The following is a 15,165-nucleotide window of genomic DNA, read 5'->3' as shown; positions in this document are numbered from 1 at the left end:
ATCAACAGTGTTAAAAATCATCACTGTCCTTTTACACAGTTATTCCTTTAAAAAATGCAATACCCTGTCATAGGTTTTATCATCACCTATTACTAGGAGCACATCTCCTTCTAAAATTAACGCATATGGCCCTGGGGAGATGATCATTTCCCCGTTTCTTTTCATTCCGATGACGGTACCGCCGGTATTTTGCCAAAACTTCACTTCGGAAATCGTTTTACCTATATGGCTGCAGTCTGGAAAAACCTCTACCTCTATTGGGGCCAATGGATTTGTATGACGAAGCTTTCCTGAGTAATCCATTATTTTTCTAAGAGTATCCAGCATCAACTCATCAAGCGCATCTTTTTCCGCGATTATACTATTCATCTCTTTTTCTAAATCTTTAATGCTTGCTAAATTGGAAAATCGATGAATATATTTGATTGCATTCTCTTTAGATGCGATAACAATTCCGCTGCCCATAGCCGACTGAACAATATCGACATCCTCTAATATCTTAATCGCACGTCTGACAGTTTCCGGAGAAACTTTATATTCACTAGCCAATGTCGACCTTCCGTGAATTTTTTCTCCGACTTTAAATTCACCATCATAAATTCTATTTGCTAAATCAATTGCAATCCGCTCATATGTTGGGATTTTTGCCCTTTGCATAAAAACACCGCCAAGTTTCGTCTAAAAGAATTTCCTTTCTTATTTTATACATTTACTCTTTACAACAAAAGTCTAAAATCACTATTTTAGACTTATTTTCTTAAGTTTGGACATAATTTTAAGGAATTCATTAGAATAGGATGAAATCATGTGAGAAAATTAATTATCATTTTAAGTTCGGCATTTATCATTTTTATGACTGCCTTATTCATCTATTACCTTTTGAAGGGGGATTCCTCCCGATGGCAGGTTGCACTGGGGGGAATTTTGGCCAGCGCCTTACCACTCGTTCTATTACGTATGAAAAATAACCCCTTTAATATCCCTATTATTATCAGCTATTTTATTTTTTTATTTTGTTCCTTATTTCTGGGATCGATCTCAAACTTTTATTTACACTACAAATGGTGGGATTCTACTCTTCATTTTTCTAAAGCCATTTTTATTGGGGTTGTTGGGATCGCCCTTTATAAACGGTTAATACCAGAGAATGTCCGCAGCGGCGTTTCGGCTGCCATCCTTTTTCTTTTCGTTCTCTCACTTGCAGTTTTTTCAAGTGTGCTATGGGAGATTTATGAATTTCTTGGGGACTTAACTTTTACCCATACGATGCAGCGGGGCGGCAATACAGACACAATGTATGATTTATTGAGTGGCTTTGGCGGTGGTCTCCTAATCGCTATTTACTCGGGTGTTAGAAAACAAAAAGTTTAAAACTGGGGGTCTCCTGAATGAATCGGAAGCTCGTTATTCTTTTAAGTGGATTGTATGTAGTTTTCATGGCCATTTTAGCATTTTATTATTATCAAAATGGCGCATCCTTCAAATCAACTGTGGCCATAGGCGGTGTTGTTTGCGGAGCCGTACCCCTTCTGCTGGCACTTTTTACAAAGCTGCAATTTAACTTGCCAATCGTCATCTCCTATTTAATTTTTTTAATCGGCTCACAATATTTAGGTTCGATTCGGGGCTGGTATGGGCTTGGCTGGTGGGACACTTTTATGCATGTTGTCAGCGGAGCGATTCTTGCCTTTTCAGGGATTGCCTTATATGAAAGATTGATCCATCGGAATGCAGGGGATGAAATATCGCCATGGTTTGTCTTTTTATTCACTTTATCGTTTGCTGCATTAGGTGGTGTTTTATGGGAGATATATGAATTTAGCTCTGATCAATTTTTTGACATGACCTTACAGGGGGGAGGCAACAAAGATACGATGACTGATTTAATTGCGGATACGGCAGGCGGTCTTGCTATCGCAATCTGGTCGGGGATTCGGACGAAAATTAAATTAAATAAGGGATAAAAGAGGCTCTTGCTCCGAGCCTCTTTTATTTGAAACGGTATTATTACCCAATCTTTTCAATGGATACTGGTACACCATTAAGTACCGCATTTCCTGATATATGATCGAAAACTTGTTCATCCGTTAATAAATTGACATTCACACCTGGATGCTCACTTGCGACCCCAAGTCGTGTACCGGTAAGACTATGCCCCCAGCCATGCGGCAGACTTACCGTACCTGGCATGATATCGTCGGTGACTTCGACAGGCACTTCAATTTTACCAGTTCTAGATTTGAGTAATGCCCTTTCTCCCTTACCTATGCCAAAACGATTTGCATCACTAGAATGAATCCAAAGCGTACAACGGTCTTCTCCTTTAACCAATACAGGCAAATTGTGAAGCCAGGAGTTATTGCTTCGTAAATCCCGCCTGCCGACTAAAACGAGATGATTCGATTCAGACTTAAGCGACTGTTTTAAGCGTTTAACATCCTCCACTAAAATAGACGGTGCCAATTCAATTTTCCCAGATGGAGTTTGCAGAATTTCGGGTATTCTAGGCTTCATTGCGCCAAAGTCCATTCCATGCGGATTTACCTCAAGTACCGACAAGCTTAGGCCATCCGGATTTTCCCCAAAATGATCTCCGTACGGCCCAACACGGAGGTAAAAATCAAGTAACCGCTCTGGCCCTTCTCTATCTTTTAGGAATGAAAAAATCTCCTGTGTTTCACGGCCATAAATAGGCGAATTTTCATTTTTTAATTCATGGTTGATCAGTTCACCAATGGTACAATCATCCAATAACTTAAGAGGATCGCCAGCTAAATTTTGATCACTGACTGCTGCAGCTAAATACAAAAGGATCTGCCAGTCATCCAATTGTTCTGAAGGCAGGTCAAAAACAGGCTTTGAATAATTTGCAATATTTCTTGTAGCAAGATTATAAAAGGCAATATCATAATGTGAATGTTCTAATGGCGAAGGAACTGGCAGCAGCACATTTGCAAGTCTTGACGTTTCATTCATGTAACAGTCGATACTGACCATGAAATCCACTTTCTCAAGTGCCGCTTGGAGACGCTTACTATTTGGTGCCGATAGGGCTGGATTTCCGGCCATGCAAATGAATCCTTTTATTTGTCCAGGCCCTTCCGTTTCCATTTCTTCCGCCAGACACGCCACTGGAAGCTCCCCCAAGACCTCTGGCATACTGCTAATTCTGCTTTGATAACGATTATACCGGATTGAGCGGGCTTTTTTCGAGGACGTACGTCTAGTTGCCGGAGTGGGGAACATCACACCCCCTTGACGGTCCAAATTTCCAGTCAAAACGTTCAATACATCTACAAGCCAACTGTTTATCGTTCCGAAGGGCTGTGTACAGGTGCCCATTCTTCCGTAAACAATGGCTTTTGACGAAACGGCAAGTTCGCGGGCAATCCGCCGAATTTCAGTTGCCGGAATACCGCATTTAGCTGCTGCTATTTCTGGTGTAAAATCCAGGGAAAGGGATTTGATTTCATCTAAACCGTTAATAAGATGAACCAGTTTCCCTGGTGATACTAAATCTTTCTCAAAAAGCGTATTAATCAAAGCAAACAAGAAAAGAGCATCTGTTCCAGGTCGGATAAAATGATGTTCATCCGCCTGTTTGGCGGTCACGGTACGAACAGGATCGATGACTACTAACTTACCGCCGCGTTCCCGAAGTGCCTTTAACCGCCCTCTCATATTAGGCGCGGTCAATAAGCTCCCATTTGAAGCAAGCGGATTAGCGCCAATCATCAACAAGTAATTTGTATGATCGATATCAGGGATAGGAAGATTGGCATCACTTCCAAACATCATTTCAGAGGATAGCTGCTTCGGAATTTGATCAAGCGTACTGGCAGAATAAATACTACGGCTTCCTAATGACCGTAAAAAAGTTGGCGCATATAACATACTCCCCAAATTATGAACTGAAGGGTTTCCTAAATATACGGCGACTGAGTTCCTTCCATGCTCTTTAATAATCGATTGCAGTCCTTTTCTAACTTCTAAAAAGGCATCTTCCCAAGAAACTTCCTGCCAATCAGAACCACGGCGAACCATCGGTTTTCGGATTCGGTCAGGGTCAGCGTGAAGTTCCTTGACACTGAATCCCTTTGGGCATAAATAGCCCTTACTAAACGGATCCTGTTTATCCCCCTTAATATGGACAACCTCATGTCCCCTCGTATGAATTTCAAGGCCGCAAGTCGCTTCGCACAATGGGCATGTACGAAAATTTATTTTTGTTTCCAGTTCATTCAAAATCAACCGCAATTCCTCCCCTGAGGCTTATTAAGGATTTAAAATAAGTTTCCCGATTGTTTGACGGCCTTCTAACAGCTCGTGTGCCAATTTCGCTTCTTCTAAAGCAAAGGTTTTTCCTATAATTAATTTTAATTTTCCTTCGTCAATATAATTCAATAAATCTCTTACACTATTTTTATAGGCTTTTGAATCTTTCAGGAAATGAACAAGCCAGAAACCAACAACACTTACATTTCGCTGCATGAGGATAGCTGGATCGAATTTCGTTTCCAGCCCGCCAGCACGGCCATAAATGACAAGTCTGCTATTTACCGCCATGCATTTCAAAGTATTTTTAAAAATGTCTCCGCCAACCATCTCAAGGGCAACATCGACCCCTTTGCCATCAGTAGCCGCTAAAACTTGCTTATGCCAATTTTCTCCAGTGTAATTAATTCCAACATCTGCCCCAAGAGAAAAAGCAAGATCAAGCTTTTCCTTGCTGCTGGCTGTGGCAATGACCTTGCCTGCGCCCATAATCTTTGCTAATTGCACAGCAAATGTGCCAACACCACCTGCTGCAGCATGCACTAGTACGGTGTCACCTTTTTGGATTTGGCCAGAAGATTTTAAGATGAAATAAGCCGAAATTCCCTGACCTAAAATGGAAGCAGCCTGATTAAAATCTACTGATTCTGGTATCTTAACCAACTGGGATTCATGTAGTGTGATGTACTCTGCATATCCCCCATCATCTGTTAATGCGACTACCCTATCGCCAATCTTATAGTCAGTGACATCTGCTGCAACCTCTGTGATGACACCTGCTACTTCCGCTCCTGGAACATAAGGCAGAGGAGTTTTCGCTAAATATTGGCCATATCTGCGAGCTGTATCCGCAAAGTTCACTCCCGCTGCTTTTACCTTTACCAGAACATTTCTGGGCCTTAATTCTGGTAATGGTACTTCGACAAACTGTAAAACGTCAGGTTTTCCATATTCTTTAAATTGAATCGCTTTCATGTTAAAGGTCTCCTTTATGTTTAAGATACTAACTGGTTAGTATAATAATAGCACACAATTAAATTTCAGACTATTTAATTTTTTCTCTAGACACAAAAAAGTAGTTCTTAATTAAAAAGGAATTAAGAACTACTTTTACTATTATACCGTCACCACAGCAAAAAATTCTTCATATAACGCTTGAACAGCTCTTTTTTCATCTACTTGTTTTACACCAAACATCATGCTGACTTCAGAGGATCCTTGGTTAATCATTTCAATATTTACACGTGCTTTTGCTAAAGCTTTTGAGGCCCGAGCCATTGTACCTACATTTTGTCTCATACCTTCGCCAACGACCATTATAAGAGCGAGACTATGCTCAATTTTCACTTCATCAGCATGAAGTTCTATCATAATGCGGTCTTTTATTTCTTTTTCCATAATAGAATCTATCTGGCTTTCTCTCAAAATGACAGATACGTCATCAATTCCTGATGGTGTATGCTCATAAGATAACCCGAAATCTTCTAATATACCTAAAAGCTTACGACCAAAACCAACTTCCCGATTCATTAAGTATTTACTTACATAAATGCTGCAAAATCCTTGATCACTGGCAATACCAATTACCGGCCCATTTGTATTTTTTCGATCAGATACAATTCTGGTACCAGGGGCAGCAGGATTGTTTGTATTCTTAATATGAACCGGAATTCCCGCACGGAAAGCTGGGACAAGGGCTTCATCATGCAGAACGGTAAAGCCTGCATACGAAAGCTCTCGCATTTCCCGGTAGGTTAATTCTTTAATTTCTTTTGGTTTTGTAACAATATTGGGATTAACAGAATAAACCGCATCTACATCAGTGAAATTTTCATACAAATCCGCTTTTAGCGCATTAGCAAGGATCGATCCGGTAATATCAGAGCCGCTTCGTGAAAACGTGAAAACTTCCCCTTCCCTGCTATAGCCAAAAAATCCTGGAAAAATCAAAATGCCTGGACGTTCATGGAGTGAAAATAAGCGATTGTATGACTCTGTTAAAACTTGAGCATTTCCAGGATCATCGCTCACTAAAAGTCCTGCTTCCTTCGGGTCAATATATGAGGCATCAACTCCCCGCTTACGGAAGTAGGCAGCCACCAATTTGGCATTATTATCTTCACCACTTGCTTTAAGCCTATCCATAAACCGGTCAGGCTTACTTTTGTCCCCATTCAGCCTTTCTATCAAATCGTTTTGAATTTCACGAATGATCTCATCCCCGAGAGCTAATTCGTCGGCAATGGATGAATATCTTTCGATAACGGCTTCAAATTTTTCTTTTGGATCCTTATTGAGTAAGCTGAGTTCTGCACATTCAATTAATAAATCCGTTACCTTATGGTCCTCAGAAAACCTTTTCCCGGGAGCTGATACAACGACCACTTTCCGCTCAGCGTCAGTTATGACTATTTGGAATACCTTTTCAATCTGCTTCCCGGATGCTAATGATGATCCGCCAAACTTTACTACTTTCATCATGACAACTCCCTATTGTGTAAAAATATAATCTTAATTTTATTCCAATTCTGAAAATAATCAAGTATTTTTTCCTTTTCATATGGACATTTGTGCACACAGGGAGTACATAATCTTGGCTAAAAAAAAGATTAGCGAATCAATTCAATAAAATGAGCAAGAATTCTAGCTGTCAGACCCCAAATCACTTTATCTTCATAAATATAAAAGTATTCCTCCATCCCCCTTGTCCGCCAATTATAATTTTCTCCGCCGACGATTAAGTCAAATGGAAAATTTTCTTCCGGCTCTGCTTTAAATTCAATTCGGTAAATTTCAGGAGCTTTTTCGATAAAAAATGATAAAGGAACCGTGAATAGTTCCCCAACCTCAGAGGGATTCGCTTGAATACTGCCTGGATTTGTAATAAAGCCTGCAAAAGGAAATACCATCATCCCAAACGGAGATACCATAAAATCTAAAGGGAACACCTCACAGATATTTTCTCCAGCAATACCCAATTCCTCTTTCGTTTCACGAATGGCAGCTGCTTTTTCATCACAGTCACCGGAATCAATTCTGCCCCCAGGAAAACAAATTTCCCCAGGCTGCCTCCGTAACTGCTGTGAACGGACCTCAAACAATACATGGATTCCATCCTCTTTTTGAATGAGTGGCAGCATGACAGCGTACCTTGAAAATTTCTCACTGCCAAGTATAGTAGGAACATGATTTTTTAATTTCGTCAAAATGATTTCGCGTTCCACGTTTTCACCCCTCATCTCGATATTAATGTGTATGTATTTACAATACCATTTTTAACAGTTTTATCGGTTAAAATTAGCCTATGTATAAAAAAACAATCCAAGCCAAAAAGGCAGGATTGTTTCTCCATTATTATTCCTATTTTTGAAACCAGGAATACATATAAGCAGTATCCTCTAAATCATTTGCATCCTTTACAACCTTTAAAGGATGGAAAGTATCGATCATAACAGCAAGCTCCAGCGTTTCTTTCTTACCGATGCTTGCTTCTGTTTTACCCGGATGCGGTCCATGCGGGATTCCGCTTGGATGTAGAGTGATGGAACCCTCTTGAATCCCTTTTCGGCTCATGAAATTACCCTCAACATAGTAGAGGACCTCATCACTATTAACATTACTGTGATAGTACGGAGCCGGAATGGATTCCGGATGATAATCATAAAGGCGGGGAACGAAGGAACAAACCACAAAGTTATTTCCTTCAAAGGTTTGGTGTACTGGCGGCGGCTGGTGCACTCTTCCGGTAATGGGTTCAAAATCTTCGATATTAAAAGCCCAAGGATACAAATATCCATCCCAGCCAACCACATCAAGCGGATGATGACCCAGAATATGAGAATGAATCGCTCCTCTTGATTTTGTTAAAACCTCATACTCCCCTTTCTGATCAAATGTCACCAAGGCTTCCGGGCCGCGGATATCCCGTTCGCAAAATGGGCTGTGCTCTAAAAGCTGGCCATATTCGTTTCGGTACCTTCTTGGCGTTGTGATTTGACTAAACGATTCGACAAAAAGCATTTTCGTCTCTTCATCTGCATTTGGTATTATTCGATAAATCGTTCCAATCGGAATGACGAGATAATCACCAGGCCGGTATGTGATTGTCCCAAACATCGTCTCTAGCTTTCCTGATCCATGGTGAATAAACAGCATTTCATCTCCATCGCCATTTCGATAATAGCTTTGCATGGGCTCGGTAATAGATGCGGTTCCGATTAACAGATCCTGATTACCAAGAATATATTCTCTTGCCTTAAGAGCATCCCCATTTTTTGTAACCTTCGTCGAAAAAAAGTGGCGGTGTTTTAAGGATTGCTGCTCTTCATAGACAGGCAAATAATTTCCAATTAACTCGGATTTTACAACTTCCGTCGGCATGTATTGATGATATAGTATCGATTGGGTTCCAGAAAAACCACGGGTTCCCATTACCTGCTCCCTATATAAACTCCCATCCTCTTTTTTAAACATTGTATGCCGTTTATGGGGAATCTTCCCCAATTGACGATAATACATCATTTCACCTCGATTCTTCAATTATTGTATTCTCTAATATCCCTAAATTCTCAATTTCTAACTCTACTTTATCTCCCGGCTTAAGCCAGGGATGCACTTTTTCGCCAAGTTCAAGAATACACCCTGTTCCGACTGTACCTGAACCGATAACCTCGCCTGGATAAAGGGTTACGCCAGCAGATGCCCGTTCAATCATTTCTCCAAAGGAAAAATAAAGCTCCTTTAAATTACCTTTAGACAGTTGGACACTATTTACCCGTGCTTTCATGGCAAGATCAAAGCCCTTCCCAGTCCTAAAACGTTCCAATTCATCTTTTGTGATAATCCATGGGCCAATCGAGGTGGAGAAATCCTTGCCTTTTGCTGGACCTAAACCAACCTTCATTTCTTTCCGCTGCAGGTCCCTCGCACTCCAATCGTTCAAAACACAATAGCCAAAAATATAATCATCGGCTTCAGCAGCAGAAATGTTCCTGCCTGTTTTGCCTATAATGCATGCGACCTCAAGTTCAAAGTCTAACCAGTCACATTCTTTAGGTTTAATAATTTCTTCGCCTGACCCCTTTATCGCCATGTGGTTAGAAAAATAAAATACAGGAATTTCATACCATTCAGGAATCATTTTCAGACCACGATTTTCCCGAGCTGTTTTCACATGCTGCTCAAAGGCATAAAAATCACGGAAGCTTCTTGGATTAGGAAGTGGTGCTTTTAAGTGAAGGTCACTTAATAAGTAAACTCCTTTATGGTCAATAGTTAACGACAATGCTGCCGCAATCTTTATATTTTCTTCACTATTGTCGAGAAATTCTATTAGATTACAAGGCAGCCTTCCATCGGTTGCTTCGTGCATATCAACAGCATATGCTTCATTTAAAATCCAGCCTGCCCGGTTACTCCCATTTGGCTTTTCGAAGGTTACAAATTTCATTGACTCACCTTTTTCTATTTTCTTATCATTTCAAACGTTTTGGCCAAAGGATCGGTAAAGATATTACCTGCCATTCTTCCGATAGGCTTTAAAAGATCCGAGTCGATTCTCCCTTTGTCCATTAAGTCATCCTGAACATGAACATGTACCACTTTACCGATGACGAGACTGCCGCTGCCCGGCTTGTCGCCAAAATGAAGGACCTGTTGGAGTTCACATTCTAAATGGACAAGTGCTTCCGCAATTCGCGGCACCCTCACCTTATGGCCCGGTTCTTTTGTTAAGCCCGTTTCCACAATTTCATCAACGTCAGGTGAAAATTCTATCGCACAATCATTCATTTGCTCAGTCATACTCTCACTGACGATATTAATAACAAATTGACCTGTATTTTCAATATTAACGAGAGTATCCTTTTTCGAGCCGTCCTTTCCTCTTCTCATCGGCGAGAAACAGACGAGCATCGGATCAGCACAGATGGCTGTAAAAAAACTGAACGGCGCCGCATTAGCGGTACCATTAACATCAATCGTTGACACAAAAGCGATCGGCCTTGGTAAAATGGAGCCGATTAATAATTTATAGGCCTCTCTCCATTCCAGTATTTCCGGCGTAATTTCCACTCAATACACCACTCTTTCATATGACAAAAGGTTGTAAAAAAAGGGGAAAAAGTTCCCCCCTTTTATCTCTATTTAGCTATTAATTTATAAATTACCACGTCTTTCCTGTTCCCGTTCAATCGATTCAAATAAGGCTTTAAAGTTTCCTTCCCCAAATCCACGGGCACCTTTACGCTGGATGATTTCAATAAATAGTGTCGGTCGGTCTACAACCGGCTTTGAAAAAATTTGCAGCAAATAGCCTTCATCGTCACGGTCCACTAAAATATTCAACTCGCGCAGCTTTTCAATTTCTTCATCGATTTGACCGATCCGCTCAGCTAATGATTCATAATACGTACTTGGAGTTTTAAGGAACTCAACACCATTTTTCTTTAAAGTGGCAACGGTAGAGACAATATCTTCCGTTAAAATCGCAAGATGCTGCACTCCGGGACCGTTATAAAATTCGAGGTATTCCTGAATTTGCGATTTACGCTTCCCCTCTGCCGGTTCATTGATTGGGAATTTAATTCGTCCTCCGTTATGCATAACTTTTGACATGAGCGCAGAATATTCAGTCGTGATATCCTTGTCGGTGAAATGCTTCATTTCGATAAAGCCCATTACCTTCGAATAATATTCGACCCATTCTTCCATGCTTTCAACATTTCCTACCACATGATCTATTCCGATTAAGCCGGCATCTTCAACTGGTACATCGGAAGAATAGGATTCAAATCCCGGCAGGAATGCACCCTGATAATTTTTCCGTTCTATTAACGTATGGATGGTATCACCATATGTACCTAGAACGGCTTTTTTAACAGCTCCCTTTTCATCCTTCATTTCAAACGGTGCCACATGGGCAATTGCCCCCCGATTTACTGCCTCCTCAAATGCCTTATCGACGTCATCCACTAAAAGGGCAACGTCTTTTACGCCATCGCCATGCTTTTTAACAAACTGTGCTACTCTGCTATCCTCCTTATAAGAGCCTGTGAGCACCAAGCGAATGTTTCGCTGTTTTAAGACATAGGAAACGGTTTCACGATTGCCCGTTTCAAGACCTGAATACGCAACTGGCTGAAACCCGAACGCTGTGCAAAAATAGTGGCATGCTTGTTTGGCATTTCCTGTATAAATCTCTATATAATCTACATCTCGTACTGGAAAAAAGTCATTTACAAGCTCATCAGCTTTTACTCGTTTTTCTTTCAATTCAAGAACCCCCATTTTTTAAAAATAGTAATATTCAGAATTTATTTTAATGGAAAAATTCTTGTCCCCTCAAGAGCAGGGTGTAAAGCAATAACGCTTTTTTGCAGTAAAGAAATATTCTTTAAACATAGTAATTTTTTTCTTAAAAGAAAAAAGAAACATACCTAGTCCTAGGATGTTTCTTACATAAGTGTTGTGATAATGTTTATTACAAAAATATACCTAAAATGACCTGCGAAAAAATATTTTTCACTAAGAAAGTACCGCCCGGTCACTTGCCATTTGAACACCGCGAATTCGTTTAAATTCCTCTAACAATCTTTCAATCGTTAACTGCTGTTTCTTTTCCTCATCCACTTCGAAAATGATTTGGCCTTTATCCATCATAATTAACCGATTTCCTAAATCAATCGCTTGCTGCATATTATGTGTGACCATCAACGTGGTAAGTTTATACTTATCGACAATTTCCTTTGTCAGATTCGTTATCAACTCCGCTCTTGATGGATCAAGTGCAGCTGTGTGCTCATCTAGCAGCAGGATCGAGGGCTCGGTAAAAGTGGCCATTAATAAGGAAAGCGCCTGACGTTCCCCGCCTGACAGCAGTCCAACCTTTGCACTGAGACGATTTTCCAAACCGAGATGCAATGATTCCAGTACTTCCCTAAAATAATCACGCCGTTTTTTCGTAACGCCTTTTCGCAGCGTTCTCGTTTTATTTCGTGAATAGGCCATCGCAAGATTTTCTTCGATTGTCATACTTGGAGCTGTTCCTGCCATCGGATCCTGAAAAACGCGGCCAATCATTTTAGACCGGTTAAACTCGGACATATTGGTTACATTTTTTCCGCCGATACAAACGTCTCCGATATCAGGGAATAAAACACCGGAAATGATATTCATTAAGGTCGATTTTCCTGCACCGTTACTGCCGATAACCGTTACGAAATCCCCTGGTTTCAGCGAAAGGTTAATATGGTCAATCGCAATTTTTTCATCTGGTGTTCCTTCATTAAAGATTTTATGAATCTGATTTAATTGCAGCATGGTTGTCCCCCTCCGTTCTCACAGAAGTCTGGATGATGTTCATTCTTTCAGATTTTCTTCTCGCCTTCCGTTTTTTCTCTTTGGAGCCATCAATAATCTTTGGTGCCGTTAGGGCAATGATAACAATTACAGCCGTTATTAATTTCATATCCCCTGGGTCCAGGAACTCAACACGGAGGGCTAGGGTAACAACAATACGATAAATAATGGAACCGCCAATTACCGCAAGAGTTGCTCGTGCTATTGTTTTAGTACCAAACAGGGCTTCACCGATAATAACAGAGGCTAAGCCAATGACAATCATACCAATTCCCATGCCAACATCAGCAAATCCGCCTTGTTGCGCAATTAGGGCACCTGAAAATGCAACTAATGCATTGGAAAGTCCGAGTCCCAGAACTACGAGGAGATTGGTATTAGCTGAAAGACTGCGAATCATCCGTTTGTTGTCGCCTGTTGCTCTGATAGCAAGACCAATTTCGGTTTGCAAAAACAAATCGGTAAGGATTTTAATCACTAAGGTGACGATGATCATGAAGATTAAAATTCCCCATGTCTCCGGAAGGCTGTCGCCAAGCCCAATCGCCGAAAGAATACTGTTTAAAAATGAATCAATACCTGATTTTTCAAACATATCACTGATTTTTGTAAAAGCCGTATCTGTATTCAATAATGGAATATTTGATCGTCCCATAATTCGTAAGTTAATCGAATATAACGCAATCATCATTAGAATACCGGATAGCAAATTATTGATTTTACCAAAGGTGTGAAGCAGTCCCGTTAAGCAGCCTGCAGCAAATCCTGCAAATAATGCTACAATCGTTGCCAAAAACGGATTCGATCCTCCCGCAATCATAACCGCCGAAATGGCGGCACCTGTCACAAAACTACCATCTACCGTTAAGTCTGGAAAGTCCAGAATACGAAAGGAAAGATAGACGCCCAGTGCCATAATCGCATAGATGATACCCGCTTCAAAAGATCCAAATATGGCTGTAAACATTGAAATCATCCTTTCTTCGTTCTATGTATCAATCAAGAAGTCAACCCTTTCAGGCTGACTCCTTTTAGATTTATAGTTTGTTATTTTCCATCATAAAACTCGCCAAGCTTGCTCCATTCTTCCTTCACTTGCAACCCTTGTGCTTCAGCTGCTTTTTTATTGATTACAAGCTTTAAGCTGTTCGGCAGTTCAACTGGAATGTTAGACGCTTTCTTTTTACCAGATAAAATATCAGCAGCCATTACACCAGATTGATAACCAAGATCAAAATAGCTAAAGCCACTAGCTGCGACTGCCCCTTTTTTCATTGAATCAAGTTCGCCAACGAAAAGTGGGATTTTTTTGCTGTTTGAGACAGCTATGACAGAATCAAGGGCAGTAACTACTGTGTTATCAGTTGGAATGTAGATGGCATCCACGCGGCCTACTAAGGATTCAGCTGCCTGCTTAACCTCTGCTGTCGTTGCAACCGATACTTCTACAAGCTTAGCGCCTTTTTCCTCTGCAATCTTTTTAACATCCTTAACCTGAACAACTGAATTTTGTTCACCAGAGTTATAAATTACACCAATATTTTTTGCTTTCACTTCATCAGTAATAAAGCTGATTGTTTTTTTCGTTGCATCCGGGTGATTATCGGTTGTTCCCGTAATGTTCTTTCCTGGCTTGTCAAAAGCTTCAACAAGTCCTGCTCCAACAGGATCTGTTACGGATGTAAAAATAATTGGAATTTCCTTCGTTGCGTTTAATGCGCTCGTTGCACTAGGAGTAGCATTGGCAAAAATCAAATCGACTTTGTCGCCGACAAAGTTATTCGCTATTGTTTGGACATTATTCATATCTGCCTGAGCATTTTGTTCATCATACTTTACTTTTATACCTTTGTCCGCTAACGCCTTTTTAAAACCTTCGGTAGCTGCATCTAATGATGGGTGCGGAGCAAATTGGCTAATGCCAACTTTGAATTCCTTATCTTTCCCGCCCTTTTCTGCATCGCCAGATGATTCTTTGCTGCCGCATCCTGCGAGCATCAGCATTCCTGCCAACGCAAAGGACAATGCACTTACTTTCTTCTTCATTTTTAAAATCCCCCTAACATTCTTTTAAAAATAATTTTCTAAAAATTTATTATATTAAAAATTATTCTAGTATTTTTTTTGAACAAAAGCAATAGAAAATACTAAAATATTTTTGTGCTTTAAAGCGCGTCAATAAATAGAAATAATAAAAAGAAAATGCCTCCTAATTAATTAGAAGGCATTCTGATAGTATATTTTTAAGTTATGAGCCAGGGAACCAAAATATGATTTACCAATCACGTGTGTTATCAAGCAATTTATCAATCTCAACCGGTTTTACTTTATTACTATTTTTCCCAGATGTTAGATCAACAGTGGCTTCTAGTAGTTTGTCGATATCAATTAATACGTTTCCCATATCTAACCTCCTAAGTAAATTAGTTTTTTCAAGTTACCAAACTATTCGTGCTTCTATTTCCGATTTTGGGGGTGTATTTAAAAAAGCTGAAAAAAGAATCATAGTGAAGGTATGATATAGTTCACTAT

Annotated in this window: 15 protein-coding genes; 2 read left to right on the top strand and 13 right to left on the bottom strand. The window is 40.2% G+C overall.

Features of this window, described 5'->3' with window-relative positions; translation table 11 throughout:
- Window positions 1-39: 39 nt before the first annotated feature.
- A complete protein-coding gene (locus ACIFOT_RS25750) occupies window positions 40-657 on the bottom strand; it encodes a TrkA C-terminal domain-containing protein (protein ID WP_430069735.1) in 618 nt (205 codons plus the stop codon).
- Between the two features lie 150 nt (window positions 658-807).
- Here ACIFOT_RS25750 and ACIFOT_RS25745 point away from each other — a divergent pair, with 150 nt between their 5' ends.
- Complete coding sequence (locus ACIFOT_RS25745) at window positions 808-1,371, top strand: membrane-spanning protein (protein WP_430069733.1); 564 nt, start codon at window positions 808-810, stop codon at window positions 1,369-1,371.
- 17 nt (window positions 1,372-1,388) lie between these two features.
- Entirely contained in the window at window positions 1,389-1,964 is a 576-nt protein-coding gene (locus ACIFOT_RS25740) for a hypothetical protein (protein ID WP_430069730.1), read from the top strand.
- 43 nt (window positions 1,965-2,007) lie between these two features.
- On the opposite strand, the gene ACIFOT_RS25735 is transcribed toward ACIFOT_RS25740, so the two are convergent.
- From ACIFOT_RS25735 to ACIFOT_RS25680, 12 genes are all read right to left on the bottom strand, one after another.
- Window positions 2,008-4,251: a molybdopterin oxidoreductase family protein gene (locus ACIFOT_RS25735; RefSeq protein WP_430069726.1), complete on the bottom strand. Its 2,244-nt coding sequence runs from the start codon at window positions 4,249-4,251 to the stop codon at window positions 2,008-2,010.
- Window positions 4,252-4,275: 24 nt separating this feature from the next.
- Window positions 4,276-5,250, bottom strand: a complete 975-nt coding sequence (locus ACIFOT_RS25730) for a quinone oxidoreductase family protein (protein WP_430069723.1) — start codon at window positions 5,248-5,250, stop codon at window positions 4,276-4,278.
- A gap of 141 nt (window positions 5,251-5,391) precedes the next feature.
- Entirely contained in the window at window positions 5,392-6,753 is a 1,362-nt protein-coding gene (locus ACIFOT_RS25725) for an aspartate kinase (RefSeq protein ID WP_430069741.1), read from the bottom strand.
- Window positions 6,754-6,884: 131 nt separating this feature from the next.
- Window positions 6,885-7,499, bottom strand: a complete 615-nt coding sequence (locus ACIFOT_RS25720; RefSeq protein ID WP_430069720.1) for an NUDIX hydrolase — start codon at window positions 7,497-7,499, stop codon at window positions 6,885-6,887.
- A gap of 136 nt (window positions 7,500-7,635) precedes the next feature.
- Window positions 7,636-8,793 carry a homogentisate 1,2-dioxygenase gene (locus ACIFOT_RS25715; protein WP_430069738.1) on the bottom strand — a complete coding sequence of 386 codons (1,158 nt, stop codon included), beginning with the start codon at window positions 8,791-8,793 and terminating at the stop codon, window positions 7,636-7,638.
- Window positions 8,794-8,797: 4 nt separating this feature from the next.
- Window positions 8,798-9,724, bottom strand: a complete 927-nt coding sequence (locus tag ACIFOT_RS25710; protein ID WP_430069717.1) for a fumarylacetoacetate hydrolase family protein — start codon at window positions 9,722-9,724, stop codon at window positions 8,798-8,800.
- A 14-nt stretch (window positions 9,725-9,738) separates the two neighbouring features.
- Window positions 9,739-10,347: a flavin reductase family protein gene (locus ACIFOT_RS25705; RefSeq protein WP_430069714.1), complete on the bottom strand. Its 609-nt coding sequence runs from the start codon at window positions 10,345-10,347 to the stop codon at window positions 9,739-9,741.
- Between the two features lie 84 nt (window positions 10,348-10,431).
- A complete protein-coding gene (gene hppD, locus ACIFOT_RS25700; protein ID WP_430069711.1) occupies window positions 10,432-11,562 on the bottom strand; it encodes a 4-hydroxyphenylpyruvate dioxygenase in 1,131 nt (376 codons plus the stop codon).
- 237 nt (window positions 11,563-11,799) lie between these two features.
- Complete coding sequence (locus ACIFOT_RS25695) at window positions 11,800-12,594, bottom strand: ABC transporter ATP-binding protein (protein ID WP_430069708.1); 795 nt, start codon at window positions 12,592-12,594, stop codon at window positions 11,800-11,802.
- On the bottom strand, window positions 12,569-13,600 hold the full coding sequence (locus tag ACIFOT_RS25690) for an ABC transporter permease (RefSeq protein ID WP_430069705.1): 1,032 nt from the start codon (window positions 13,598-13,600) through the stop codon (window positions 12,569-12,571). The genes ACIFOT_RS25695 and ACIFOT_RS25690 overlap by 26 nt, the downstream gene beginning before the upstream one ends.
- A gap of 80 nt (window positions 13,601-13,680) precedes the next feature.
- Window positions 13,681-14,679, bottom strand: a complete 999-nt coding sequence (locus ACIFOT_RS25685; protein WP_430069702.1) for an ABC transporter substrate binding protein — start codon at window positions 14,677-14,679, stop codon at window positions 13,681-13,683.
- Window positions 14,680-14,908: 229 nt separating this feature from the next.
- Window positions 14,909-15,037 carry a hypothetical protein gene (locus ACIFOT_RS25680; protein ID WP_289988342.1) on the bottom strand — a complete coding sequence of 43 codons (129 nt, stop codon included), beginning with the start codon at window positions 15,035-15,037 and terminating at the stop codon, window positions 14,909-14,911.
- Window positions 15,038-15,165: the final 128 nt, after the last annotated feature.

The organism is Neobacillus sp. NRS-1170 (assembly GCF_050468025.1).
This window is presented reverse-complemented; position numbering and strand designations above follow the sequence as displayed.

Coding starts and splice junctions, on each gene's coding strand:
- ACIFOT_RS25750 (WP_430069735.1), bottom strand. CDS start 657: ATGCAAAGGGCAAAAATCCCAACATATGAGCGGATTGCAATTGATTTA.
- ACIFOT_RS25740 (WP_430069730.1), top strand. CDS start 1,389: ATGAATCGGAAGCTCGTTATTCTTTTAAGTGGATTGTATGTAGTTTTC.
- ACIFOT_RS25730 (WP_430069723.1), bottom strand. CDS start 5,250: ATGAAAGCGATTCAATTTAAAGAATATGGAAAACCTGACGTTTTACAG.
- ACIFOT_RS25725 (WP_430069741.1), bottom strand. CDS start 6,753: ATGAAAGTAGTAAAGTTTGGCGGATCATCATTAGCATCCGGGAAGCAG.
- ACIFOT_RS25715 (WP_430069738.1), bottom strand. CDS start 8,793: ATGTATTATCGTCAATTGGGGAAGATTCCCCATAAACGGCATACAATG.
- ACIFOT_RS25710 (WP_430069717.1), bottom strand. CDS start 9,724: ATGAAATTTGTAACCTTCGAAAAGCCAAATGGGAGTAACCGGGCAGGC.
- hppD (WP_430069711.1), bottom strand. CDS start 11,562: ATGGGGGTTCTTGAATTGAAAGAAAAACGAGTAAAAGCTGATGAGCTT.
- ACIFOT_RS25695 (WP_430069708.1), bottom strand. CDS start 12,594: ATGCTGCAATTAAATCAGATTCATAAAATCTTTAATGAAGGAACACCA.
- ACIFOT_RS25690 (WP_430069705.1), bottom strand. CDS start 13,600: ATGTTTACAGCCATATTTGGATCTTTTGAAGCGGGTATCATCTATGCG.
- ACIFOT_RS25685 (WP_430069702.1), bottom strand. CDS start 14,679: ATGAAGAAGAAAGTAAGTGCATTGTCCTTTGCGTTGGCAGGAATGCTG.
- ACIFOT_RS25680 (WP_289988342.1), bottom strand. CDS start 15,037: ATGGGAAACGTATTAATTGATATCGACAAACTACTAGAAGCCACTGTT.